General features: G+C 61.8%; 17 protein-coding genes and 7 pseudogenes. 11 read left to right on the forward strand and 13 right to left on the reverse strand.

Features of this window, described 5'->3' with window-relative positions:
• Positions 1–72 precede the first annotated feature (72 nt).
• Positions 73–285: a PLDc N-terminal domain-containing protein gene (locus tag AC0V2S_RS12060; protein ID WP_475509948.1), complete on the forward strand. Its 213-nt coding sequence runs from the start codon at positions 73–75 to the stop codon at positions 283–285.
• Between the two features lie 79 nt (positions 286–364).
• Here AC0V2S_RS12060 and AC0V2S_RS12065 read toward each other — a convergent pair.
• The 4 genes and pseudogenes from AC0V2S_RS12065 to AC0V2S_RS12080 all read right to left on the reverse strand — a co-directional run.
• Positions 365–1,678 (reverse strand): annotated as a pseudogene (locus AC0V2S_RS12065) (TonB-dependent siderophore receptor); the annotation flags it as partial.
• A 389-nt stretch (positions 1,679–2,067) separates the two neighbouring features.
• Positions 2,068–2,853: pseudogene (locus AC0V2S_RS12070) on the reverse strand (STN domain-containing protein); the annotation flags it as partial.
• Between the two features lie 66 nt (positions 2,854–2,919).
• The gene (locus tag AC0V2S_RS12075; protein ID WP_475509949.1) at positions 2,920–3,873 is read right to left on the reverse strand and encodes a FecR family protein; all 954 of its coding nucleotides are present in this window, start codon (positions 3,871–3,873) and stop codon (positions 2,920–2,922) included.
• A 2-nt stretch (positions 3,874–3,875) separates the two neighbouring features.
• The gene (locus tag AC0V2S_RS12080; protein WP_475509950.1) at positions 3,876–4,394 is read right to left on the reverse strand and encodes a sigma-70 family RNA polymerase sigma factor; all 519 of its coding nucleotides are present in this window, start codon (positions 4,392–4,394) and stop codon (positions 3,876–3,878) included.
• A 155-nt stretch (positions 4,395–4,549) separates the two neighbouring features.
• On the opposite strand from AC0V2S_RS12080, the gene AC0V2S_RS12085 reads away from it, so the two are divergent.
• Entirely contained in the window at positions 4,550–4,741 is a 192-nt protein-coding gene (locus tag AC0V2S_RS12085) for a PLDc N-terminal domain-containing protein (protein ID WP_110618342.1), read from the forward strand.
• 9 nt (positions 4,742–4,750) lie between these two features.
• Here AC0V2S_RS12085 and AC0V2S_RS12090 read toward each other — a convergent pair whose 3' ends face one another.
• Together AC0V2S_RS12090 and AC0V2S_RS12095 are read right to left on the reverse strand one after the other, a co-directional pair.
• Positions 4,751–5,224 carry a methylated-DNA--[protein]-cysteine S-methyltransferase gene (locus AC0V2S_RS12090; protein ID WP_475509951.1) on the reverse strand — a complete coding sequence of 158 codons (474 nt, stop codon included), beginning with the start codon at positions 5,222–5,224 and terminating at the stop codon, positions 4,751–4,753.
• Between the two features lie 5 nt (positions 5,225–5,229).
• Positions 5,230–6,111, reverse strand: a complete 882-nt coding sequence (locus AC0V2S_RS12095) for a DNA-3-methyladenine glycosylase family protein (protein WP_475509952.1) — start codon at positions 6,109–6,111, stop codon at positions 5,230–5,232.
• Between the two features lie 181 nt (positions 6,112–6,292).
• Here AC0V2S_RS12095 and speE point away from each other — a divergent pair, with 181 nt between their 5' ends.
• Both speE and AC0V2S_RS12105 read left to right on the forward strand, forming a co-directional pair.
• Positions 6,293–7,153 carry a polyamine aminopropyltransferase gene (speE, locus tag AC0V2S_RS12100; RefSeq protein ID WP_475509953.1) on the forward strand — a complete coding sequence of 287 codons (861 nt, stop codon included), beginning with the start codon at positions 6,293–6,295 and terminating at the stop codon, positions 7,151–7,153.
• 244 nt (positions 7,154–7,397) lie between these two features.
• Positions 7,398–9,488 (forward strand): LTA synthase family protein, encoded by a 2,091-nt coding sequence (locus tag AC0V2S_RS12105; RefSeq protein WP_475509954.1) that lies wholly within the window; start codon positions 7,398–7,400, stop codon positions 9,486–9,488.
• Positions 9,489–9,911: 423 nt separating this feature from the next.
• Here the strand turns inward: AC0V2S_RS12105 and AC0V2S_RS12110 are convergent, their stop codons facing one another.
• The 4 genes from AC0V2S_RS12110 to AC0V2S_RS12125 all read right to left on the reverse strand — a co-directional run bounded on the left by AC0V2S_RS12110 (position 9,912) and on the right by AC0V2S_RS12125 (position 14,205).
• Positions 9,912–12,452, reverse strand: coding sequence for a penicillin acylase family protein (locus tag AC0V2S_RS12110; RefSeq protein WP_475509955.1), 2,541 nt, complete (start codon positions 12,450–12,452; stop codon positions 9,912–9,914).
• A 104-nt stretch (positions 12,453–12,556) separates the two neighbouring features.
• On the reverse strand, positions 12,557–13,204 hold the full coding sequence (locus AC0V2S_RS12115; RefSeq protein ID WP_475509956.1) for a glutathione binding-like protein: 648 nt from the start codon (positions 13,202–13,204) through the stop codon (positions 12,557–12,559).
• A gap of 295 nt (positions 13,205–13,499) precedes the next feature.
• Positions 13,500–13,703, reverse strand: a complete 204-nt coding sequence (locus AC0V2S_RS12120) for an SEC-C metal-binding domain-containing protein (protein WP_475509957.1) — start codon at positions 13,701–13,703, stop codon at positions 13,500–13,502.
• Between the two features lie 7 nt (positions 13,704–13,710).
• Complete coding sequence (locus AC0V2S_RS12125; protein WP_475509958.1) at positions 13,711–14,205, reverse strand: LEA/WHy family protein; 495 nt, start codon at positions 14,203–14,205, stop codon at positions 13,711–13,713.
• A gap of 127 nt (positions 14,206–14,332) precedes the next feature.
• Here AC0V2S_RS12125 and AC0V2S_RS12130 point away from each other — a divergent pair.
• A pseudogene (locus tag AC0V2S_RS12130) lies at positions 14,333–14,888 on the forward strand (hypothetical protein).
• 113 nt (positions 14,889–15,001) lie between these two features.
• On the opposite strand, the pseudogene AC0V2S_RS12135 reads toward AC0V2S_RS12130, so the two are convergent.
• Both AC0V2S_RS12135 and AC0V2S_RS12140 read right to left on the reverse strand, forming a co-directional pair.
• Positions 15,002–15,486: pseudogene (locus tag AC0V2S_RS12135) on the reverse strand (YchJ family protein).
• Positions 15,487–15,491: 5 nt separating this feature from the next.
• Positions 15,492–15,988 (reverse strand): annotated as a pseudogene (locus AC0V2S_RS12140) (DUF6231 family protein).
• A gap of 131 nt (positions 15,989–16,119) precedes the next feature.
• Here AC0V2S_RS12140 and AC0V2S_RS12145 point away from each other — a divergent pair.
• The 4 genes and pseudogenes from AC0V2S_RS12145 to AC0V2S_RS12160 all read left to right on the forward strand — a co-directional run bounded on the left by AC0V2S_RS12145 (position 16,120) and on the right by AC0V2S_RS12160 (position 18,887).
• Positions 16,120–16,824 (forward strand): annotated as a pseudogene (locus AC0V2S_RS12145) (PA1041 family peptidoglycan-binding anchor lipoprotein).
• Positions 16,825–16,912: 88 nt separating this feature from the next.
• Positions 16,913–17,571: pseudogene (locus AC0V2S_RS12150) on the forward strand (OmpA family protein).
• Between the two features lie 166 nt (positions 17,572–17,737).
• A complete protein-coding gene (locus AC0V2S_RS12155; RefSeq protein ID WP_475509959.1) occupies positions 17,738–18,115 on the forward strand; it encodes a DUF1145 domain-containing protein in 378 nt (125 codons plus the stop codon).
• Positions 18,108–18,887: a collagen-like protein gene (locus tag AC0V2S_RS12160; RefSeq protein WP_475509960.1), complete on the forward strand. Its 780-nt coding sequence runs from the start codon at positions 18,108–18,110 to the stop codon at positions 18,885–18,887. The genes AC0V2S_RS12155 and AC0V2S_RS12160 overlap by 8 nt, the downstream gene beginning before the upstream one ends.
• Before the next feature lie 55 nt (positions 18,888–18,942).
• Here AC0V2S_RS12160 and AC0V2S_RS12165 read toward each other — a convergent pair whose 3' ends face one another.
• Positions 18,943–19,407, reverse strand: a complete 465-nt coding sequence (locus AC0V2S_RS12165; RefSeq protein ID WP_475509961.1) for a CopD family protein — start codon at positions 19,405–19,407, stop codon at positions 18,943–18,945.
• A 100-nt stretch (positions 19,408–19,507) separates the two neighbouring features.
• On the opposite strand from AC0V2S_RS12165, the gene dinG reads away from it, so the two are divergent.
• Together dinG and AC0V2S_RS12175 are read left to right on the forward strand one after the other, a co-directional pair.
• Entirely contained in the window at positions 19,508–21,652 is a 2,145-nt protein-coding gene (gene dinG / locus AC0V2S_RS12170) for an ATP-dependent DNA helicase DinG (RefSeq protein WP_475509962.1), read from the forward strand.
• Positions 21,653–21,711: 59 nt separating this feature from the next.
• Complete coding sequence (locus tag AC0V2S_RS12175) at positions 21,712–24,258, forward strand: beta-agarase (RefSeq protein WP_475509963.1); 2,547 nt, start codon at positions 21,712–21,714, stop codon at positions 24,256–24,258.
• Positions 24,259–24,310: the final 52 nt, after the last annotated feature.

Here is a 24,310-nt window from a genome sequence, read left to right on the forward strand (position 1 = left end):
CGCGGGCGGAATGTGGAACCTAGTCGCCGGGGCGGGGCTCTTTAGTTAGAACCCGCCGCGACGAGAAAGGCCATGTTTCTGGACTTCGACTATTACAGCTACCGCTACTGGGCCTACGCCGCCCTGGCCGTGCTGATCGCGCTGCATCTGTGGGCCGCCTACAACGTCGTAGGCAGCCCGATTCGGCGGCAGATGAAGGGTTTGTGGCTGACCTTTTTGCTGTTCTTCCCGCTGCTGGGCTTTTTCAATTGGTATGTGATGGGCCCACGTCGGCAAATCTTGTAATCGGGGTTTCCAGGGTTCGCGAGCAAGCTCGCTCCTACACATCGCACCACCTGTAGGAGCGAGCTCGCTCGCGAAGCTTTTAGTACTCCCACCGCAACGTCGCCGTCACACTTCTTGGCTCGCCATACAGGTCGCTATAAACGCTGGTGCTGGCGTAGTACTCCTTGTCGAAAATGTTGTCGACGTTGAGCGTGCCGGTGAAGTGTTCATCGAATTTGTAGCGCGCCAGCACATCCACCAAGGCATAACTTTCCTGCTTCGCCGAGAGCGTACGGCCGGGGATGACCTGGGTGTTGTCGTAGCTCGTGGCACTTTCCCAACGCAAGCCGCCGCCTAACGTCAGGCGGTTCAAGTCGCCCTGGAAGTTGTAGGTGCTGAACAGCTTCACGCTGTTTTTCGGGAAGCCGACGTTCACATCCATGCCATCGGGGTAGTAGGTGTTGATATGGCTGTAACCGGCCTGCATCTGCCAGCCGGGCAGAATTTCGCCCGCCACTTCCAACTCCGCACCTTTGATCTTGATGTTCGTCGGGTTGACGTACTCGTTGCCTAGGTTGTCGTTGATATCGGTGCCCGCCGGGTAGTTGTCGAGCTTGGTTTCGAACAACGCTGCCGTGAGGTTCAGCTTGCCGCCGTAGTATTCGGCCTTGCTGCCGATTTCATAGCTGTCGCCTTCGGCCGGGTCGGCGAATTTGCCTTCCAGGGTTTGCGCGGTCTGCGGTTTGAAAATCTTCGTGTAGCTCGCATACACCGAGTAATGCTCATCGAGGTCGTAGACCACCCCGGCATACGGGGTGACTTCGCCGGTTTCCTTGCGCTTGCCGCCTTCGGGGGCGTACTCGACGCCTGGGTCCCAGTCGTACTGCACCGACTTGTCGAGCTTGAAGTAGCTCAGGCGGCTGCCAAGAATTACCGACAGATCATCCGTGGGTTTCAGCCGCACGGCGGAATACGCGGCGGTGTTGCGCTGCTGGTATTTGATATCGCCTTCTTTGGCCATGGGCGGGCGGGCAATGTCGCCGTGCCATTTGTAAACGTTAGGAATGGACGGGTCCCAGCCGCTACCGCTGTAGTCGTTCCACAACGGATAGGCACCGACGTTGGCGGTGTACTTGTTGGCGCTCACGCCCACCATCAATTCATGCTCGCGACCGAAAAGGGTGAACGGGCCGGTGGCGTAGGCATCGATGGCGTTCTGCTCGGGCCGGCTCGGCCATTTGGCGAAGAACAGCGAGGCGCCCGCGCCGGTTTCCTGATTTGGGTAGTTCACGCTGCTGAACCAGCCGTACTCCACGTCGTTCTTGTCGCGGGTGTTGGTGTACGCCACCTTGGCCAGCCAGTCGTTATCGAAGCGGTGTTCGTAGGTGGCGAATACCGAGGTGCGCTGGCGGTCGGCGTAGCTCCAGTCGGCGGCCGAGTTATAGGAGCGTTCGAAGTCGGTACGGTTGCCGTTACTGAAAAACGCCGGGAAACCGAAGTAGCCGCAGGCGTCGCATTTTTAACCTGGTAGTCGACGCCAAAACTGACGGTGTCGCGCTCGGTCAGGTCGGCTTCGATGATGCCGTAGGCCACCTGGCGTTCGGTGCTCAGACGGTCGGTGAAGGAATCGGCGGTTTGGTAGGCGCCAACCAAGCGACCCCGCACATTGCCGGTTTCGGTGAGCGGGCCGGACACGTCCATCTCAGTGCGGTAGTTATCCCACGAACCGGCGCTGCCCTGGATCGAGGCCTGGAACTCGCGGGTCGGGCGCTTGCGCACCATATTGATGGTGGCCGACGGGTTGCCGGTCCCGCTCAGCAGGCCGGTGGAGCCACGCACGATTTCGACGTGGTCGTACACCGCCATGTCGTTGTCCTGGCTTTTCATTTCCGGCTCGAACACGGTGGGAATGCCGTCGACCTGGAAGTTCTCGATCTTCAGCCCGCGGGAGAAAATCCCCACTTCATCGTCGGACGAATTGCCCTTCTTTTTGAATTCCACGCCGGGCGCCTGGGCGATGACGTTTTCCAGACTGACCATATTCTGGTCGCGCATGCGCTGCTCGGTGATCACGCTGACCGACTGCGGCGTTTCGCGGATCGACAACGGCAGCTTGGTGGCGGTGGTGCTGGCGCCGGTGGTGTACGAGCCGGTGCCTTCGGTGACTTCGCCCAGGCCGGTGCCGGTAATCGAAGCCGCGCTGAGCGACAGCGGCTCGCCGTCTTTGGGCGCCGGTTGCAGCACGAAGCCGTTGCTGCCTTGGCGCGCTACATAGCCGCTGTTACGCAGTAAGGCGGCAAAGCCGTCGTTCACCCCGTATTCACCTTGCAGGCCAGGGCTGCTGAGCCCGGCCACGCGCTGGGCATCGAATACGATCGCCACGCCGGCTTGTTGCGCAAACTGATTGAGCGCGGCGCCCAACGGGCCGGCGGCAATGCTGTAGCGCTGGGTGGCCTCGGCGGCGTGGCCGATGCTGGGCACCACCAGCGCCAATGCGCTGCCAAGGGCCAGGTGCACGGCAAGCGCGGTGGGCGCCAGGGTATGGCGTGGAGACTTCATGCTCATGGCGAAGACAGTTCCTGTTGTCATGTTGGTTTCTTCCTTGACGGGCAGGAACGGCAATGCGGAACCCTGGGGCGATTTTTTACCGAGAAATTATTTTGGGCTCACCAACACCAGCCACGGCGTGATGCGCTTGATGGTCACCGGCAACGCATCGGCAATCAGTTGCAGCGCGCGGTCGCTGTCGTCCAGCGGCAGCACGGCGGATACGCGCAAGTCGGCCAGCGACTCGGCGTCGTAGTAGAGGTAACCGCTGCGCTGGTTGGCCAACTGTTCCAGCACTTCGCTGAGCGGCCGGTCTTCCACCAGCAATTGATGGCGCTGCCAGGCGTCGTTGAAGCGCGCGCCATCGACCTTGCCGAGCAGTTGCACCTGGTCGTCGGCGATGCGCGCCTGCTGGCCGGCGTCGACCATCTTGCTATCGCGTGAGTCGTGGGCGCTAACGGCGGTGCGCGATTCGAGCATGGTCAGCAGGGTGCTGCCGTTTTCGCGCTTGACCACAAAGCGGGTGCCCAGGGCGCGGATCTGGCCCTGCTCGGTTTCGACGATAAACGGCCGCGAGGGGTCGTGGGCGACTTCCACCAACACTTCGCCGCGCAGCAATTGGATATGCCGACGGTCGCCATCGAATTCGATATTCACCGCGCTGTTGCCGTTCAAGGTCAGCTCGGACTGGTCGGCCAGCACTTGCGTTTGCCAATGGCCGGGGGCGGTGTGCAGGTCGGCCAGCCAATAGGCCGGCGTGCCGCTGCGCCATAACGCCCAGGCCGGCAATAGGGCAAGCATCAGCAACAGGGCGCTGGTACTGCGTTTGCTGCGGTACGGCTTGTGGCGGCTGGTGTAGGCGGCGCCGAGGGCGGCATGCACTGAGGCTTTCTGTGGGCGCAGGGCGGTCATCTGGCCAATAAAACCTTGCAGGCGTTCGGCGGCTGCCGCGTGGCGGGGGTCTTGGCGCTTCCAGGCTTCGAAGTCGGCGCGCACTTGTTCACTTGCACCGGGCTCGTTGAGTTGGATCAGCCAGTCAGCGGCTTGTTCGTTGACGGTCACCACTACACGTCCAGCGCATGGCTGCAACGCAGCAGCGCGTTCATCAAATGCTTACGCACCATGCGCTCGGAAATGCCCAGCTGCGCGGCGATATCCATTTGGGTCAGGCCGTCGAGGAAATACAGCAAAAAGGCCTGGCGCGCGTTGGCGCCCAATTCTTCGAGTACGAAGGCGATCTGTTCCAGGGCTTCGAGGGTGACCAGAATCTGCTCGGGCGATTGGAAACCGGACAGGGTTTCGGCGGTGAGCGCCAGTTCCTGCAAATAGGCGTCTTCGATCTGCTTGCGCCGCGCTCGGTCGATGACCAGGCGCCGCGCCGTGGTGCTCAGGTAGGCGCGGGGTTCGCGCATGCCGGCTACTACGTCGCGGGAGGCGAGAATGCGCGCGAAGGTGTCTTGGGCAAGGTCGGCAGCATTGTGTGAGCAGCCGAGTTTTTTCCGCAGCCAGCCGAACAGCCAACCGTGGTGGTTGCTGTAGAGGTCATGAATGGCTTGTTGGAAAGGCGGTTCAGCTGCGGACATGCCGGAATCACTGTTGGTGAATGGCTCTCAAGTGAGAACTGTTCGCATAATAGCGATAGGCTGGCGTTGCGCGCAATCCGCGCTGCACAAGAACCCTGAACCAACCCGGCGGCCGACTATCCTAGAAGGGCAATCCCATCTGAAGGAGTACCACCATGGGTAATGGTTTTAACGGTCTGATTGGCCTGATCATTCTGGCGCTGGATATCTGGGCGATTATCAACGTGCTGAAAAGCGGCGCCGAAACCGGCATGAAAGTGCTGTGGGTGCTGCTGATTGTGTTGCTGCCGGTGCTGGGCCTGATTATCTGGGCTATCGCCGGGCCGCGCGGCAACGTGCGCATTTAGCGGCAACCGCTAGAGCAACCAGGCACCTTCCAACTGGAGCAGCAATTGCTTGCGCTCCAGGCCGCCGGCATAGCCGGTGAGGGTGCCGTTGCTGCCGATCACTCGGTGGCAGGGAATGACTACCGCAATCGGGTTGGCGCCATTGGCCGTGCCCACGGCACGCACCGCTTTGGGCCGCGCGATACGCTGGGCCAGGTCGCTATAGCTGCAGGTAACGCCAAACGGAATCTGCTGCAGCGCCGTCCACACTTCCTGCTGAAACGGCGTACCCAACGGCGCCAGGCGCAGGTCGAACTGCTGGCGCTGGCCGGCGAAATACTCATCCAGCTGCTTGCACACCTCATCCAGCTCGGCATCCGCCGCGTGCCAGTTTTCGTTCAGTTCCCAAGGCTGCGCGCCGTCCATATGCAGCAGGCGCAAGCCGTGTTCGTCGCCGGCCAATAGCAGCGGGCCGATGGGGCTGTCGTGGTAGCGGTAGTGCATGGGTTTTACTCCTCGGGTTCCGCGTAGCTTTGCCACAGGTACATGGCGGCATAAGCGCGCCACGGTCGCCAGGCTTCGGCCTGGGCGGTGAGGGCGCGCGCGCTGATGCCGGCGCTGCCCCAGAGTTTGGCTTTGAGCAGGCCCAGGTCGCTGGCCGGAAACGCATCAGCCACGCCAAAGGCGCGCAGGGCGACGTACTGCGCGGTCCACGGGCCGATGCCGGGCAGGGCGCAGAGACGTTCGATCAGATCGTCCACGCCGTCGTTGGCGTGCAAGGCCAGGCTGCCGTCGGTGAGGGCGCGGGCAAAACCTTGCAAGGTGGCGACCCGTTTGCCGGGCATGCCGATGCCATCGAGATTGGCCTCGGCAATGGCGAGCGGGGTAGGGAAGAGGCGGCTCGGGCCGTCTTGCGGTGCGTCTGCCAGGTCTTCGCCGAGGCGTTTGACCAGCCGGCCGACAATGGTGACCGCCGCTTTTACCGTCACCTGCTGGCCCACGATGGCGCGCACGGCCTGTTCGAAGGGGTCGAACGCGGTGGGAATGCGCAGGCCAGGGTAGCGGCCGACCAAGGCTGCGAGTTGCGGGTCCAGGCTCAGGTGCTGGGCGATCAGCGTGGTGTCGGTGTTGAGGTCGAACATGCGTTCAACCCGCGCCGCCAATACCGGCAACAACGCAACGGCCGAGGGGCTGACGGTCATTTCCAGCGCCGTTTTATCCGGTACATGGCGCAACGCAAACCAGCCCTGCACCTCGCCAATGCGAAAGGTGCGGCGGTAACCGTGCTCGTCCACGCGCTCCATATCCGGCAGACAGCGCAGGGCGAAGTAGGCGTGGAACTGCAGCCAGTTCCAAGGCGGTATATAGGGCAATAACAAGGTTGTGTTCATGGCGGCAACGATAACGAGTCGGCCTTGGGCCTGTCTTGCCCGTTCTTGCTTTTGAATTCCACGCCAAGGTTCGACCTGTCATGGGTACGCACGTAGAATGCGCCGCTCGCCTGGGGCCGCCGTGTTCCAGCTACCGATTTTTTACCGTGCCCGCCTGGGCGCGGCGCAGAGGAGCAACGCCATGAGCGACTATCAGGAAACCCTCTACGAAGGCTACGGCCAACGTTTTCGCATGGACAAACTGCTGCACGAAGTGCGCACCGAACACCAGCACCTGGTGATTTTCGAAAACCCGCGCATGGGTCGCGTCATGGCCCTGGACGGTGTGATTCAAACCACCGAAGCCGACGAATTCATCTACCACGAGATGCTCACCCACGTGCCGATCCTGGCCCACGGCGCCGCGCGCAAGGTGCTGATCATCGGTGGCGGCGACGGCGGCATGCTACGTGAAGTGAGCAAACACCGCAGCGTCGAGCAGATCACCATGGTGGAGATCGACGGCACCGTGGTGGAGATGTGCAAAGAGTTTCTGCCTGAGCACTCCAAGGGCGCTTATGACGACCCGCGCCTGAAGCTGGTGATCGATGACGGCATGCGTTTCGTGGCCACCACCGACGAAAAATTCGACGTGATCATTTCCGACTCCACCGACCCCATCGGCCCGGGCGAAGTGCTGTTCTCGGAAAACTTCTACCAAGCCTGCCGCCGCTGCCTGAACGACGGCGGCATTCTGGTCACCCAGAACGGCACACCTTTTATGCAGCTCGATGGCGTGGAAAACACCGCCGGGCGCATGAACGGCCTGTTCGCCGACTGGCATTTCTATATGGCGGCGGTACCCACCTATATCGGCGGCGCCATGACGTTTGCCTGGGGCGCCACCAACGCCGGCCTGCGGAATATTCCGCTAGACACGCTGCGCCAGCGCTTTGCCGGCAGTGGAATTGTGACCCGCTATTACAACCCTGAAGTGCACCTGGGCGCGTTTGCGCTGCCGCAGTACGTGCTGAAAGCCATCGGTAAACCCAGCAACGACTAAGGCTTCGCGTCTGTTTTAAAGGCATCGAGGCTGAAGCCTCTCCCACAGGAGCCGAGGTTCAAGGTGGGAGAGGCTTCAGCCTCGATTGCTCTGGGGGCCAGCCCAATGGGGGGCGGTTACCCTGGTTTCAACGAAATTTTCACATTCGCTCATCGACTATTCGCGGCTTCGCTTCTGGCGGGGCGGCGGAGTATTCTTCGTCACCCTTTTTTCTCGCACGCCTAACCAGTGAGTCTTGGACAACATGGCACAATCGGACGCCCTGAGCAGTTCCTCCGCAACCCGTGGCACGCCCACACTTAAAAGCCACCTGGTCTTCACCTTCCTCAGCGCCATCACCTTTCTGGTGTTGTACACGCTGCTGCGCGTGGCCTTGCTGGTGTACAACCGCGAGCTGATCGGTGAAGACACCTTCGCCACGTTCGCCGAAGCCTTTTTCAACGGTATGCGCTTTGACCTGCGGGTAATGGTGTTTGCCTGTGCACCGCTGCTGATCGCCATTCTGGTTCCGCCGCTGATGGCCCGCCGTGGCTGGATGCGTGTGTGGCTGACGTTCTTTGCCAGCGTCACGCTGTTCCTCGGCCTGACCGAGCTGGACTTCTACCGCGAATTCCACCAGCGCCTTAACAGCCTGGTGTTCCAGTATTTCCAGGAAGACCCGAAAACCGTACTGAGCATGCTCTGGAATGGTTTCCCGGTCGGTCGCTACCTGCTCGCCTGGGCGATCGCGACCTGGGTGCTGTGGAAACTCTTCAAAGGTCTGGACCTGCTAAGCCGCCCGCGCAACACCGCCGGGTTCACCAGCAGCCCGCGTCCACTGGTGGCCTGGCCGCTGCGTGGCGTCGCCTTTGTGCTGTGCCTGGTGCTGGCGGTTCTCGCTGGCCGCGGTACTTTCACTCAAGGCCCGCCGCTGCGCTGGGGTGATGCGTACACCACCGAATCGATGTTCGCCAACCAGCTGGGCCTGAACGGCACCCTGACTTTGGTTTCCGCCGCCACCGCCAGCTTCTCCTCCCATCGCAAAAACGCCTGGAAATCCACCATGCCGGATGCCGATGCCCAGGAGATCGTGCGCAAGATGATCCTCACCCCGCACGACGTATTGGTCGACGCCGACAAGGCCGCCATCCGCCGTGACTTCACGCCGCCAGAAGACGGCACCTTGCCGGGTGTGAAGAACGTGGTGGTAATTCTGATGGAAAGCTTTGCCGGCCACTTCGTTGGCGCCCTCGGCAGCCCGCTGAACATCACCCCCGAGTTCGACAAACTGGCGAAGGAGGGCGTGCTGTTTGACCGCTTCTTCTCCAACGGCACCCACACCCACCAGGGCATGTTCGCCACCATGGCGTGCTTCCCTAACCTGCCAAGCTTCGAGTACCTGATGCGTATGCCCGAGGGCAACCACAAGTTCTCCGGCCTGCCGCAACTGCTCGATGCCCGCGACTTTGACAACCTGTACGTCTACAACGGCAACTTCCAGTGGGACAACCAGTCGGGGTTCTTCAGTAACCAGGGCATGACCAACTTCATTGGTCGCGAAGACTTCGTTGACCCGGTATTCATGGACCCCACCTGGGGCGTGTCCGACCAGGACATGTTCGACCGTGGCGCCAAGGAGCTGGAAACCAACTTCGGCAAGAAGCCGTTCTATGCCTTGCTGCAAACCCTGTCCAACCACACGCCGTACGCCTTGCCGGCCAATCTGCCGGTCGAGCGGGTGAACACCGGCAGCAGCTCGGACGAACACCTGACCGCCATGCGTTACTCGGATTGGGCGCTGGGTCAGTTCTTTGAAAAAGCGCGTAAAGCGCCGTACTTCAAAGACACCCTGTTCGTGATCGTCGGCGACCATGGTTTTGGCAGCGACGAGCAACTGACCGAGATGGACCTGTTCCGCTTCAACGTGCCGCTGCTGCTGATCGGCCCAGGCATTCAGGAAAAATTCGGTGCCGTGCGCCACACCGTGGGTACGCAGATCGACATCGTGCCGACCATCATGGGCCGCCTCGGTGGCCAGGTGCGTCACCAGTGCTGGGGCCGCGACCTGCTGACCCTGCCGGAAGGCGACCATGGCATCGGCGTGTTCAAGCCGTCGGGTGGTGAGCAGACCGTGGCCATCGTCACGCCTGAGCGCATTCTGATTCAGCCTAAAGGCTTCGAGCCACGTCTGTACGACTACACCCTCGGCGCGCATGCCAGCGCCACCCGTGTGCCGGGCGATATCGATCCGGTGCTGAAGAAACAGCTGGAAGCGTTCCTGCAAACCGCGACCAAGAGTCTGTTGGATAACACCGCAGGCGTTGTGGACGGGATGCCGGATAAAGACGACGACTAAGTTTAGTTAGCTCGTTTCAGGCTAGGCCCAATCGAGGCTGAAGCCTCTCCCACAAGGAATCTCGGTTCCCTGTAGGAGAGGCTTCAGCCTCGATGCTTTTGGGGGCACAAAACTCTGAAGCCACCCACCGTCATCCCAGCGAAGGCTGGGACCAAGAGTGTCGGAGTGGGGCACCGTCAAGGGTCAAACGCCAGGCAAAAAAATAGGCGCCTAAGGTGGCGCCCGGAGAATCAAACGATGCATAAGGTCTGAACGGCTCAATGGCCTTTAGTTCAATTGCAAGTTCGTTCTCTGGTCCTATTAAGCTTTCTCCAGGCAAAAGAAAGGGCACCAAAAGGTGCCCTAAAAAGATCTATGGAGTAAGTCCACTGTCTCTGAGTGACTGGCTGTAGGAATAGTTCAGCCAGCCTCGACGAACGGTCTTCATTTCCCCGGAGTGAGCATCAGGCGTTTGGTGCCGTAAACCTTGTCGAGGTTCTGCGGCTGGAACGGGAAGGTCATGTACTGGCCCTTCAACCAGGCGTCGATGCCGTCGGCATAGTGCGGGCTGGCCGGGTTGCCGGACTGGCCGGTGCTGTTCAGGCCCAGCATCGGTTCCGGTTGGCCGAAATCGACCACGATACGCATTGCCGGCACCAGCCAGGTGTCGAAGCCTTCACCCCAGTGGTACGCCGCTGCGTTCAGCGTGGTGTGGTCGCCGCCTGCCGCGTACGGGCCACGGTCCAGATAGCCTTTGATGGCATTAATGCCGGTGGCATCGCCGCCGCTCATGTACTTGGCCATTTGCGTGGTGTCGGTGGCGAACATATAGGTGTGCAGCTTGCCCCACTGCCAGGCGGAGCGGTCGGCGCCCATTTTGCTTTCACAGAAGGTAACGGCGGCCACCAGGCTGCGGGCGAGGATGGTCGGTTTGTCTTCTTTCTGCGGGGTTTTTACGTCGTCCCAGAACGGGCTGTCTTCGCGGCCCAGCAGGTGGTCGGCGGGCGCGGAGTAGGAAAGGTCGGTGGTGTCCACCAACGCTTTCCAGGCCGGGCTGGTTTCCGGGCCGAGTTCGTCGAGGAAAGTCTGGCGCATGCTTTCCTGCAGGAAGGCTTCGTACAGCGCGGCATCGGCCGAGGTGGCGCGCAGGTTGCCGTCGAAGGCCATCAGACGGCTGTAGGCTTCGCGCGCTTTGGCGCGGTCGGCTTCAGGTAGGGCGTCGATGGCTTTTTTCAGCGGCTGGGCCATGCCCGGTGCTTCGAACATACCTTGCAGCTTGGCCACGAACGGCGAGGTCTGGTCGTACTGCATGGCAATCATGCTTTTCGCATCCTGCTTGCCGGCGCCGGCCAGTTGCGCAATGCGCTCGCCGCGTTCCGGGTAGTACCAGGAGTTGGACAGCTGCATGCCATAGCCGCGCGGAATGGTGCGTTGGTTGGCGGTACCTAGCCAGCCTTGGGCAGGGTCCTGGTCGTACGGGTGCAGCATCGGGTCGGCGTAACCGTCCCAATCGTACTGGCCGTTCCAACCGGGGGAGGGGAACAGGCCGACGCCGGCCTTGCGGTTCGGGTAGCGGCCAGTGACTTGCCAGCCAATATGCTGGGCATCGGCGAACACCATGTTCAGCGGAATGGCGCGAATGTCGCGAGCCGCTTCAAACGCCTGGTCCACCGATTGCGCGCGGGACAGGTTGAAGAAGGCATCCAGCGTCTTGTCGCCGTCCAAGGAGGCGCTTTGCAGGGCCAGGCCGTAGCCGCTGGTGATCTGCAGCGGTTGCAGCATATGTTTGCGCTCGCCCAACACGCTGTTCAGCAGCGGGCCATGGCGGGTTTCGTAGATCGGCTCGCGCACCGGGCGCTGGCCTTTAATAAAGAAGGTTTCCTGGCGCACGCGGGCGGCTACCCACTTGCCGTCGGCCTCGTACAGCACCTGGCTGCCCTGGCGTTTGATTTTTTCCAGGAACAGGTCCTGGTTGTCGCCCATGACCATGGTCATGCCCCAGGCCAGCTTGCCGTTAAAGCCAGCGACCACCGCTGGCACGCCGGCAATGGAAACGCCCGCCGCCTGGAATTTCGGCGAGCGGATCTGCACGTAGTTCCACGCCGACGGCATGGACAGCGGCAGGTGGGTGTCGTTGGCCAGCAGGCTTTTGCCACTGCGGCTGCGCTGCGGGGCGATGGCCCAGTTGTTCGAGGCGGCGACGCCGAGCATATCCAGGCCGGCAATTTCTTCCGTCACTTTGCCCAGCGCCGTGAGGCCCTGAATCTGCCCGCTCAAGACCAGGCCCTTGAGTTTTTCCGCTTCTTCAAACGGCAGTGGCTCGTCGGGGTAGGTCGGCGTCAGCCAGGCCAGTTTGTCGGTGCCGACTTTCTGGGCCAGAGCGAGCGAAGCGATTTCTTCCTGCAAGTTGACCGACAGGCCGAAGTTCATCAGGCAGAAAATCAGCACCGAGTCTTCCGGCTTCCAGTACGCCGGTTTTACCCCGGACTCGGCCAGGTCCATCGGCAGCTTGTCCTGATAGCGGAACAGGTAGGCGTTGACGCCACGGGCGTACACCTCGAAGAACTTCTTCATCCGTGGCGAGGCGTTCTTGTAGAGCACCTCGGCGCTTTGCTTGAGGTTCACCGCGCGCATGAAACGGTCGATTTCCAGGGCGCCGGGGCCGACCATTTCCGAGAGTCGGCCTTCGGCCATCAAACGCATGCCCACCATCTGGCTCAGGCGGTCGCCGGCGTGCACATAGCCCAGGGCGAACAGCGCATCGTGGAAGGTCGTGGTTTCAATCAGCGGCATGCCCAAGGCGTTGCGGCGGATGGAGACGCTTTGCGCCAAGCCCTTGATCGGCAGGATGCCGGTGGTAGGCGGCACGCTGTCGGCATAGTGGCTGTCGAGCCAGCCCTGACAACCACTGAGGCTCACGGCGCCGACGAGGGCAGCGGCGGCTGCGGCGCGGGTGAAGAATCCCTGAAAGGCTGGCGACGCCATGGTGTGAAGCTCCTGCACGGTGCAAAAAACGAATGAAAAACGGCAGGCGCTACGTTAGTGAGGCGCCCGCCGCCGCGCAAGCGAGGACGGGCGTGTGGCGGGGGTTATTTTTTCGGTTGCGGGTTGATGCGCTCGGCGATGGCATAGGCCCGTTCGGTGGCCGGGCGCGCCTTGATGGCGTTGAACCAGCGCTGCAGATTGGGGAAGTCCGCCAGGTTCTGCTGCTGGCGCTCGTGCGGCACGATCCACGGGTAGCTGATCATGTCGGCGATGGTGTAGTCATCGCCGCAGATAAAGGTGCGGCCTTCCAACTGCTTGTTGAGTACGCCGTACAGGCGCGCGGTTTCGTCCACATAGCGCTTCATGGCGTAGGGGATTTTTTCCGGGGCGAACATATTGAAGTGATGGTTCTGCCCAGCCATCGGCCCCAGCCCGCCCATTTGCCAGAACACCCACTCCAGGCACTCCTGACGGCCGCGCAGATCGGCGGGGATAAATTTGCCGGTCTTCTCGGCCAGGTACAGCAAGATGGCGCCGGACTCAAACACCGAGAGCGGCTCGCCGCCGTCGGCCGGTTCGTTATCGACGATGGCGGGGATGCGGTTGTTGGGGGAGATCTTCAGAAAGTCCGGTTGGAACTGCTCGTTCTTGCCGATGTTGATCGGAAAAACCCGGTACGGCAGGCCAGCTTCTTCGAGAAACAGGGAAATCTTGTGGCCGTTGGGCGTGGTCCAGTAATACAGATCGATCATCGGGAAGCTCCGTTAAGGCATGTATGCAACTGACTGGAGAGAGCGGGTTAGGTTCAGATAGCAAAAAGCATCGAGGCTAAAGCCTCTCCCACAGGTTACTCGGTCCATGTGGGAGAGGCTTTAGCCTCGATGCTTTTGTTTTTTCAATACCCGATCCATCTCGACGCAGCTCGAGATCGAGCGAGCTAGAGCAGTGCAAGGCGAAATGGCTTTTTGAAGCGCAGTTGGCTGTAGCCAATGAGCATTCAAAAAGTCATTTCAACGCAGCAATGCCGACGCGCAGCCGATCGCTCAGTTACGCCGCGTGGCACTTCTTGAATTTCTTGCCACTGCCACATGGGCAGGGGTCATTGCGGCCGACGTCTTTCAACGCGTTACGCACAGGCTCTTGATGCCCATGGTTGCAGTCCGGGCCGTGTACATGGCCGTGATCATGGTGGTGGTCGTGATCATGGTCGTGGGCGCAGTCAGGACCGTGGACGTGGGGTTCGTTGCTCATCAGCGGGTTACTCCGGAATAAAATCGCCGGGAATTATCTCGCCATTTCGCTCCAGGTGCACGCTCGAGCCGAACACCACCCCGGTATCGGCCACGCCGTAGAAGCGGTAGCGGATCGGCTGGTCGTGTTTTTCCAGCATTTTGGCGATGGGCTTGAGGTGGCGCCAGAGGTTGGTACGCAGCGGAACCTTGAGGGTGCGGTGGCCGTTGGCGGGCACGGTGGTCCACACATCGGCCTCGCCGTCGGCAAGCTTGATGTCGTTGAGATAGAGGGTGAAGGTCAGGCCGCGAATGGGCATGTCGCTGTCGTTGGGGTTGTCCAGACGCAGGTGCAGAAGAAATTCCTGCTCCGTGAGTCTGGCTTTCACCACATCCACTTTCATCAGCTCGACGCTTGGGTCTTGCAGGTCGCCGGCAAACCACGAACAACCACTCAAGCCTGAAAACAGGCCGAGCAGAAAAATTATCGCGATGTGTTTACTGAGCGTGGCGTGCTGCCGCATGGCGTACTCCTTGTGGCCCGAGTGTGTCGCAACCCGCAGCCTTCGGGCAACCTGTTGTTTATGTAAAAAAATCTACGCCATACTTGAAGCTCAATCGGACAGGACTGACTCGCACAGGAGAGCACCCATGAGCCGCTACGAGATTGCCTTCTCCGGACAATTGGTGCCCGGCGCCCAGTTGGACCTGGTGAAAGCCAATATGGCCAAGCTGTTCCAGGCCGATGCCCAGCGCATTGCCTTGCTGTTCTCGGGCCGGCGCCTGGTGATCAAGAACAACCTCGACGAAGCCGCCGCCGAAAAATACCGCGCGACTATTGAACGTGCCGGGGCGCTGGTCGAAGTCTGCGACATGGATGCGGTGGAAATCGAAGAAGTGGAAATGGCGCCTCCGCCACCTTACGATCCGCCGCCGCCTGTAGCGGCTCCGGTTGCCGCCGGTGCGCCCAAACCGTTGGTGGTAGCGCCGCGTGATGAATATATGGCCGCCTTCAGCGACGTAGAGGCGCCGGATTTTGGCATTGCTCCGGTGGGTGTCGATCTGCAGGATGAGAAGCCGAGCCGCAGGCGCCGAAGGTCGACCTCAGTCAATTCAGCCTGGCGCCAGCGGCAGCGATATGGGCCAAGCCAAGACCGCACCGGCCGGGCCGCCGCCGGATGTGTCGCATTTGAAATTGCAGGAATAAAAGAAGCCCGCGAATGCGGGCTTTTTTACGGTGATTGTTGGGCTTCGCTGTGCTCAACCCAACCTACGTTCGTGCGTAGGTTGGGTTGAGCCGCCGGCGAAGCCCAACGAAGGTCAAACAAACCCCGCGCAACACTTCTTGAACTTCAATCCGCCGCCACATGGACACGGATCATTGCGCGTCGCCTTCAACGGCACGGTGCTATCGATGAAGTACCAGCGCCCGCCGTTCTGCACAAACCCGAACGCTCGCGATGGGCGTGCTCGCCATTCTCGTCATGCCAGCGCGCGGTAAAGGTGACGAAGGCGTGCTCCGGCTTGCCGCCGTGCACTTCGGCTCCTTCTACTTCCAACCCCAGCCAGGTGCTCTGCGCACTCCAGACCTGCATAGCCACAGTGTCCAGCTCGGCTTGCTGCGCGGGCAGGGTGGTGGTTTTCAGGTAGTCGATCTTGCCCAGCACATACGCGCTGTAGCGCGAACGCATCAGGGTTTCGGCACTCGGTGCCGGCGTGCCGTCGTGGTAATGGCCGCAGCAGGCGCTGAGCAAATTGCCGCTGCCGCATGGGCAAGCTGTTTCAGTTGCGGAGGAAGGGGGCATGGTTGCTACCACCAGTACTTTCCGAAGTTTGCGGGTTGGCCCAGAACTTGGCGTTGAGCCAGTCCGGCACCTGTTTGTATTCACGCAGGTCGTAGGTGAACAGGGTCAGCACCTGTTCTTCACGTTTGAACCGTTCGCTGGCCTGTAGAGCCAGCGCGTACAAATCGGTGTCGTGCAGGCCACAGGCGGGCAGGTCTACCAATACGGCCAGGCGACTGGCATTCAGATTGCGGATGCCGCCGAGCAGTTCCAGGCCATTGCGCTTGGGCAGGTGCTCTAGGCAATCGGCGATCAGGGCCAGGTCGAACCGCTGCGCCGCCAGGTCCGCCGGCAACGGGCCGGCCGGGGCAAAGGAACAAACGCTGTCGGGGTGCGCCTGTTGGAAGGCCTGTACGGCGGGAAAATCAACCGCGCCGACCACCAGCAAGCGAGCCGGCGCGTAGCGATCCAGAAGCGCGGCCACGGCCTGTTGCGGCGTGCGCGCAGAAAAACCTTCAGTCATCGAAAATCCTCGAACGTGAGCGACAAGCCTAGCTTGATGCAGCGGTATGGCCTAGTGCTGGCGGATTCTAAAACTGCCGTCTTTAATCCCAGAGTGTCGGTTTACGCCGATCCCATGAGGAGACTGTGCATATGAGCATTAAACGGACTGCAGTACCCCTGATCTTGTTGAGTACGTTGCTGACCGGCTGCGCCGTTTACAGAAAACCGATTGGCCAACCTGTGCAGCGGTTGGTGGTGTCGGTGGCGCCGCGTTGGGCGCGATTGAAAGTTCATCCTGGGCTGGCTGGGGCGCATTAGGTGGCGCCGCATTGGCCGCCGGGTATTGCTGGAGCCATGGCGACGGCGATGAAGACGGTGACGGCGTGCCAGACAGCCGTGACAAGTGCCCGGGCACCCCGCCTGGCACCCACGTAGATGCCAATGGTTGCCCACCACCGGCTGTAGTTGAGGAAGTACAAGAGCAAGTTGTAGTGGTTGAAGATGAAGTGATCGTGGTGCGTGACGTGCTGTTCGAGTTTGACTCGGCCAAGCTCACCGCTACCGACAAAACCAAGCTCGACACCATTGCCACGCGCCTGAAAAACGAAGCGCCGAATGCCAAGCTGACTGTTAGCGGCATACCGATAGCGTCGGTAAGGACGCCTACAACCAGAAACTGTCGGAACGCCGCGCGCAGTCCGTGGCTGACTATCTGGTGGCCAATGGCGTATCGCCGAATAACGTCGTAGACGTGGTCGGTGCCGGTGAAAGCCAGCCTGTAGCGACAACAAAACCGCTGATGGCCGTCAGCTGAACCGTCGCGTGGAAATCAAATCCACCGTTAGTTCCCCGTGAATACTGCGCTGTACGCCTTGTGCGGCGCGGTTTGCGGGTCTTTACTTCTGAGTTACCGGCACTCGCCGGTGACTCAGGAGACTATAAAATGCCAACCTTATCCTTACGGGTAACGGTACCCATTCTTCTGGTCAGCAGTGTTCTATCTGGTTGCGTATCGACGTCCAGTAACGGGGATGCCGTGGTCAATCAGGGGAACTGGCCCATTTGTACCGTTTTCGGTTTGATCTGCTATGCGCTGACGGTGATGAGGACTCCGATGGAGTTCACGATCGCCGTGACGTCTGCGCCGATACCCCAGCCAACACCCCGGTAAACACCAGTGGTTGCCCATTGCCGCAATACCCTGCGGCTGCTCCGGCACCCCCACCTGAACCTGCCCCCGCACCCGCGCAAACCGAAACCATCGTGCTTAGCGATGCAGGGGATGTGTTGTTCGCGTTTGACTCCGCCGAGTTGAGCGAGAGCGCCAAAAGCGCCTTGGTGGAAATCAGCAAACGCCTGACGGGCGCCAACCTGGTCAGCGTGCAAGTGGCCGGCCATACCGACAGCAAAGGCTCGGATGCCTATAACCAGAAACTGTCGGAGCGCCGTGCACAGAGCGTGGCCAACTTCCTCGGCAGCCAGGGCATTCCCGCCCAGAAACTGTCAGTCGTAGGCTACGGCGAAAGCCAGCCGGTGGCCGATAACAACACCGACGGCGGCCGCGCGCAGAACCGACGCGTGGAACTGCACGTCTCGCACTAAGCAATAGAGTCACCATAAAAGCCGCTAGGGCACTGTCGTTAGCGAGCGATGTAAACAACCAGCGGGGGCCTAGAGCCTCCGTTGTTTTTTTAGCGGTACGCTAGTTTCAGTCGCGTGCAAAAGAGTAAGGTGCGCGACGACCAAACAATAAGAAGGGGGCGGTGGCATGAAGGTGTTTTTGCAGGTGGGGAAAACCGCCGTGGCGGTGTTCTGGTTGCTGGTGCTGGTCAACCTGATCAGCCCGCTGAACAAGCCGGTGGATCTGCTGCTTGATGTGCTCGGCGGCTTGGTGCTGCTGGCCCACGTTGTGGAACTGGGGTTGTTTGGCAATCGCCTGCGCGGCCTGCCGAACCTCAATGTGCACCGTGTGCAGGTGCTGCTGTTTGGCATCTTTCATCTGTATGGCCTGTCTGAGCCGGCGGCTGAACCCGCGGTTGAAGCCGTTGCCGAGGTAGCGCCTGAGCCGGTTGCCGACGTGATTGCCGAGGCACCTGTCGATACTCCGCCCGCCGCCAACGACGATTCGCAGGTGCAGCATGCATAAGGTCCTGCTCACCGGTTTCGCCTTGCCGTTGCTGCTCACCAGTGCGCTGGCCCAGGCCGACGTTGAAGTGAAAGTCGCTTCCAACTCGTTGCTGCGCCTGCCGACGGCCACCAGCACGTTGCTGCTCGACCGCCTGGAAATTGCCGACTCTGCCACCCTCGTGGTACCGCCGACCGTCACCGAAATTCGCGTAGGCGAATTGCGCATGGGCCGCGACGCCCATATCGCCATTGCTCCCAGCCCTGAGCCTTTCCGCCTCGAAGCCCGCCGCGGCGAGTTGGCCACCGGCGCCCATATCAACGCCCGTGGCGCCAGCGGCAGCTTTGAAAAACCGGCTTCGCCCGGCCGTAACCTGAGCCTGCGGCTGGAGCAGGTGGTGGTCGGCGAGTTGACCATCGACGTGCGCGGCGGTATTGGCGCGCCTGGTTACCAAGGCCTGGACGGCGCCGACGGCAAAGCACCCGGCTGCACCTGGGGCACTGCTGAAGCAGGCTACGACGGGCAGAACGGCGGCAACGGCCAGACCGGCGCGGCCGGCGGCCAGGTGCGGCTGGAAGTGCCGGCCTCGGTGGCCGAAAACCTGCTGACCGTGAAATTGGATGGCGGTGTTGGCGGTGCGGCGGGCGAAGCCGGCAAAGGCGGGCAGGGCGGGGCGTCGAAAGGCTGCCTGGTGTACCGTGCCGATGGAGCCAAGGCCGGTAAGCCCGGTCAGGCCGGGCAGCCGGGCGGCAATGGCAGCGCGGGTAGTTTCAATCTGGTCAGAATCCAGTAACGGCTGTCGAGGCTGATCGGATCGCCGCCCGGCCTCGACTCCTGGAAAAGATGAATTAGAACGTGACTCGCGTGGCGGCAACCGCCACCACCACCATCCCAATCAACAAATTAAACCCCACCAACCGGCGAATCTTGCCGAGCACGGCGCCACCTGCCGGCCAGTCTTCTGCTGCAATCGCCCGTTTCAGCTCCGGCAGCAGCAACGCCTGAATCCGGATAAACAGCGCGATCATCGCCAGGTACAGGCCCATCATCACCTGCACATACTTGGGCGCTGTCTCGAAACCGCCAAAATGCAGCTGTAGCATGCCCACGCCGCTGATCGGCAACACCAGCACACACACCCATACAAACAGAAAGAAACGGGGAAACACTTCGCCCCACAAACGCAGACGCGCCGGGGCCTCCAGGGCGGTAACGGCGGCGGGGCGCAGCACCATCCAGGCGAAGAACATGCCCCCCACCCAGACAACGGCAGCCAAAACATGCAGGGCGTAGAGCAGGGCATATACAGTCATTCACAATCTCCGGTCGGCGGTTAGCAAAACGCGCGCTATCATAGCCGCCCAGTTTGACCACTGAAAATTTATCCAGCCCGCTTACCTCGCAGAACCCTCCGTGCTCAGTACCGAAATCAAGTCCCAGATCCAGGGCGCCTACTCCCGCTTTCTCGAAGCCAAAGGGCTGAAGCCGCGCTATGGCCAGCGTTTGATGATCGCCGAGATCGCCAAGGTGTTGGGCACCATCAAGGTCGACGACGAAGGCCGGCGCAGCAGCGACCCGGCCGTAGTAGCCGTGGAAGCCGGCACCGGTACCGGCAAGACCGTGGCGTACAGCCTGGCCACCATTCCGCTCGCCAAAGCCGCCGGCAAACGTCTGGTGATCGCCACCGCCACCGTGGCGCTGCAAGAGCAGATCGTGTTCAAGGATTTGCCCGAGGTCATGCGTAACAGCGGGCTGAGCTTCACCTTCGCCCTGGCCAAGGGGCGCGGGCGCTACCTGTGCCTGTCCAAGCTGGACATCCTGATGCAGGAAGGCGAGTCGCAGAACGCCACGGCGGCGCTGTTCGAGGAAGAAGGCTTCAAGATCGAAGTCGACCAAGGCAACCAGAAGCTCTACACCCAAATGGTGGAAAAACTCGCCGGCGGCAAATGGGACGGCGACCGTGACAGCTGGTCCGAAGCCCTGGAAGACGCCGACTGGGCGCGCCTGACCACCGACCACAGCCAGTGCACCAACCGCCATTGCCCGAATTTTCAGACCTGCGCCTTCTATAAAGCCCGTGAAGGCATGGGCAAAGTCGATGTCATCGTCACCAACCACGACATGGTGCTGGCCGACCTGGCCCTTGGCGGCGGCGCCGTGCTGCCTGACCCGCGCGACACCCTCTACGTGTTCGACGAAGGCCACCACCTGCCCGACAAGGCCATCGGTCACTTCGCCCACTACACCCGCCTGCGTTCCACCGCCGACTGGCTGGAGCTGACGGCCAAGAACCTCACCAAACTGTTGGCGCAAAACCCGCTGCCCGGTGACCTCGGTCGGTTGATCGAGCAGGTGCCGATTTTGGCCCGCGAGATCCGCACCCAGCAGCAGTTCATGTTCAACGCTTGCGAACAATTGGCCGACTTCAAGGCCGGCGAAGACATGGAAGGCCGCGAGCGCCCGCGCCACCGCTTCGTTGGCGGCGTGGTGCCCGAGCACCTCACCGAGATGGGCCTGGAGCTGAAAAAAGGCTTCTCGCGGCTTACCGATCTGTTCACCGGGCTGACCGAACTGCTGAAAAAGTCCATGGATGGTGAAGCCACCATCGGCATCGCCAGCCACCAGGCCGAAGAGTGGTACCCGCTGTTTGGCAGCCTGCTGGCGCGCTCCCAAGGCAACTGGGAACTGTGGCTGGCCTTTACCGCCGAAGACCCGCAGGAAAGCCCGCCCATGGCGCGTTGGCTGACCCTGGCCGAAGGCGGCGCCATGTTCGATATCGAAGTGAACGCCAGCCCGATCCTCGCCGCCGAAACCCTGCGGCGCAATCTGTGGAACGTCGCCTACGGCGCCCTGGTGACCTCGGCCACGTTGACCGCACTGGGCACCTTCGACCGCTTCCGTATGCGTGCCGGCTTGCCCAAAGTGGCGGTGACGGCCGTGGTGCCAAGCCCGTTTCATCACTCTGACGCCGGCGTGCTGCGCGTACCCGACCTTAAAGCCGACCCGCGTGACGCCGCCGCCCACACCGCCGCGATCATTCGTGAGTTGCCGGGGTTGGTGGAAGGTTCGCGCGGCACGCTGGTGCTGTTTTCTTCGCGCAAACAGATGCAGGAAGTCTTCGACGGCGTAGACCGCGAGTGGCGCAAGCGCGTGTTTATTCAGGGCAACCTGTCCAAGCAGGAAACCTTGAACAAGCACAAAGCCCGGGTGGATGACGGCGAGGCCAGCGTGCTGTTCGGCCTGGCCAGTTTCGCCGAAGGGGTGGACTTGCCCGGCGCGTACTGCGAACACGTGGTGATCGCCAAGATTCCCTTTGCCGTGCCGGATGACCCGGTAGAGGCGGCCCTCGCCGAATGGATCGAGGCCCGTGGCGGCAACCCATTTATGGAAATCGCCGTGCCGGATGCTTCACTGCGTCTGGTGCAAGCCTGCGGTCGCTTACTGCGTACCGAGGCCGATCGCGGCACTATTACGCTTTTGGATAGACGCGTTGTAACCCAGCGCTACGGCAAGGCCATTCTCAATGCCTTGCCCCCGTTTCGCCGAGAAATTACTTAAGACAGCATCAAATTCGAAGTCTGCTGTCTATTGGCTGGTTGTTTAGGAGAGCCCGTCACATGATTCGCCGTTCACTGCCCGGTATTTTCGCCTTGATGGTTGCAGCGCCCCCCCTGGCGCTGGCCGCCGAGCAACAGACGCTATTCAACTTCGTCAGCCCCGCCGATGTGGTGCAGGTGCAGACGCAGAACACCAGCCTGCCTTCGCTGACTGCCGAATTGGCCGCCGAAAGCGAGCCGATGCGCCGCGTGACGTTCAACCCGTCGGATAACCCCAACCTGCGCCTGACCCCGCAGAACGGCGCGTGGGATTGGTCCAAAGCCAACGTCATGACCCTGCGTATCCAGAACGCCATGGACTGGGCGCTGACCCTCGACATCCGTATGGAAAGCAGCGACGGCAAGGTGCTTACCAGCCGTATCGCCCTGCCAGCCGGCCCGGCGCAAAACCTGCTGATTCCCCTGCACGCCACCTCGCCACGCGCCCAGGGCATGCGCGCCGGCCCGGCGATGCCGTGGACCGTGGACGGTCAGCGGGTGATTCTCGCCGACACCGTGGAAGGCGACCTGGACCTGAGCAAAGTCACCGCTGTGGGCATCTACATGAGCCGTCCGGACGTGCCGCAAAGCGTGCTGCTCGGCCGCTTCGGTGTGCGTGAAGGCGATGAAACCCAACAGCAGCTGTACACCGGCATCGTCGATGCCTACGGCCAGTACACCCGCAGCCAGTGGCCGGAAAAGGTCGGCAGCGACGACCAACTGAAAGCCGCCGCGGGTAAAGAAGCTGCTCAGCTCAAGGGCTGGCTGGAAAAACGCGGTGAAACCGACCAATACGGCGGCCTGCTTGGCGGCCCGACCTTCGAAGCCTCGGGCTTTTTCCGTACCGAAAAACGCGATGGCCGCTGGTTCCTGGTCACGCCCGAAGGCCATCCGTTCTATTCGCTGGGCGTGAATACCGTCAGCGCCGGCAACAGCGCCACCTATGTAGAAGGCCGCGAAACCATGTTCACCGGCCTGCCCAAAGACGGCGAGCCGCTGGCCGCTTACTACGGTGGCAGCAGCAGCCGGGCCGACACCGGCGCCGCCAAGGGTCGCAACTTCGACCAGGGTCGCTGGTTCGACTTCTACCGCGCCAACCTGCAACGCACCTGGCCGCAGCAGAAGTGCGCCGACCTGGCGGACAAGAGCAGCGCGCAGGTGGTCAGCGAAGACGACCCCGAAGCACCGGTTGATGAAGCGGGCAACCAGATCGTGACCGAGACACCTGCACCGGCCGCCGCCGCGCCGGTTGCCGAGGCAAAACCGGTTACGCCGGAAGAAATGTGCGTGACCAAGAGCTTCGACACCCCGCGCTGGACCCAGAACACCCTGGACCGCCTGCAAGCCTGGGGCTTCAACACCGTCGGCAACTGGAGCGACCCGTCGCTGGCCGCGGCCAAGCGCATGCCGTACACGCTGCCACTGTCCATCAGTGGCGACTACAAAACCATCAGCACCGGTGTGGATTGGTGGGGCGGCATGCCTGACCCGTTCGACCCGCGTTTCGCCATGGCTGCCGAGCGCGCCGTGGCCATCGCTACCCGCGACCACCGCGACGACCCGTGGTTGATCGGCTTCTTCGCCGACAACGAACTGGCCTGGGCCGGCCCGGCCAACGACCCGAATGCCCGTTACGCGTTGGCCTACGGCACTCTGAACCTGACCACCGACGTACCGGCCAAACGCGCGTTCCTGAAAATGCTGCGTGACAAGTACCGCAACCAGGACGGCCTGTCCAAAGCCTGGGGTATCGAGTTGCCGGCCTGGGAATTGATGGAAGACCCGGGTTTCCAAGCGCCGCGCCCGAACCCTGAGCACCCGGCTATCGAAGCGGATATGCAGCAGTTCCAGCGCCTGTTCGCCGACACCTACTTCAAGACCATCGACGACGCCCTCAACTGGCACGCGCCGAACCACCTGCTGCTGGGCGGCCGTTTCGCCGCCAGCAACCCGGAAGCCGTGGCCTCGTGCGCGCAGTACTGCGACGTGCTGAGCTTCAACTTCTATACCAAGGAGCCGCAGCACGGGTATGACTTCGCCGCGCTGAAAACCCTGGATAAACCAGTTCTGGTCACTGAATTCCACTTCGGTTCCCGCGACCGTGGCCCGTTCTGGGGTGGCGTGAGCGAGGTGTACAACGAAGAGCAGCGCGGCCCGGCCTACGCGCACTTCGTGGAAGAGGCGACCAAGGAGCCGATGATCGTCGGCACCCACCTGTTCCAATACCTCGACCAACCGGTTACCGGCCGCCTGCTCGACGGTGAAAACGGTCACTTCGGTCTCGTGGCCATTACCGACCGGCCGTTTGACGGCTTCATCAAAGCCGTGCGCAAAGCCAACTTCGACGCCCTGCAAGCCGTGCTCAAGCCGGTGGCCGTGGCTGCCCCTGCCGAGACCGTCGCGCCCAAGGCCGATGGTGGTAAAGGCGGTGAGGGCAAGGGTAAAGGCGCTGAAGGCAAAGGTGGTGAAGGCAAAGGCGGCGCCAGTGCCGGTGCCGGTGGCCATGGCGGCCCCGGCGGCGGTGCTGGCGGTGCGGGTGCTGGCGGCGCCGGCGGTGGCCGCGGCTAAGGCCTGCAGAGGTATTCGGCCCCGTTATTAAGATGGTGTTCCGAGTGCGGTG

It is taken from the genome of Pseudomonas sp. CC11G, assembly GCF_056174845.1.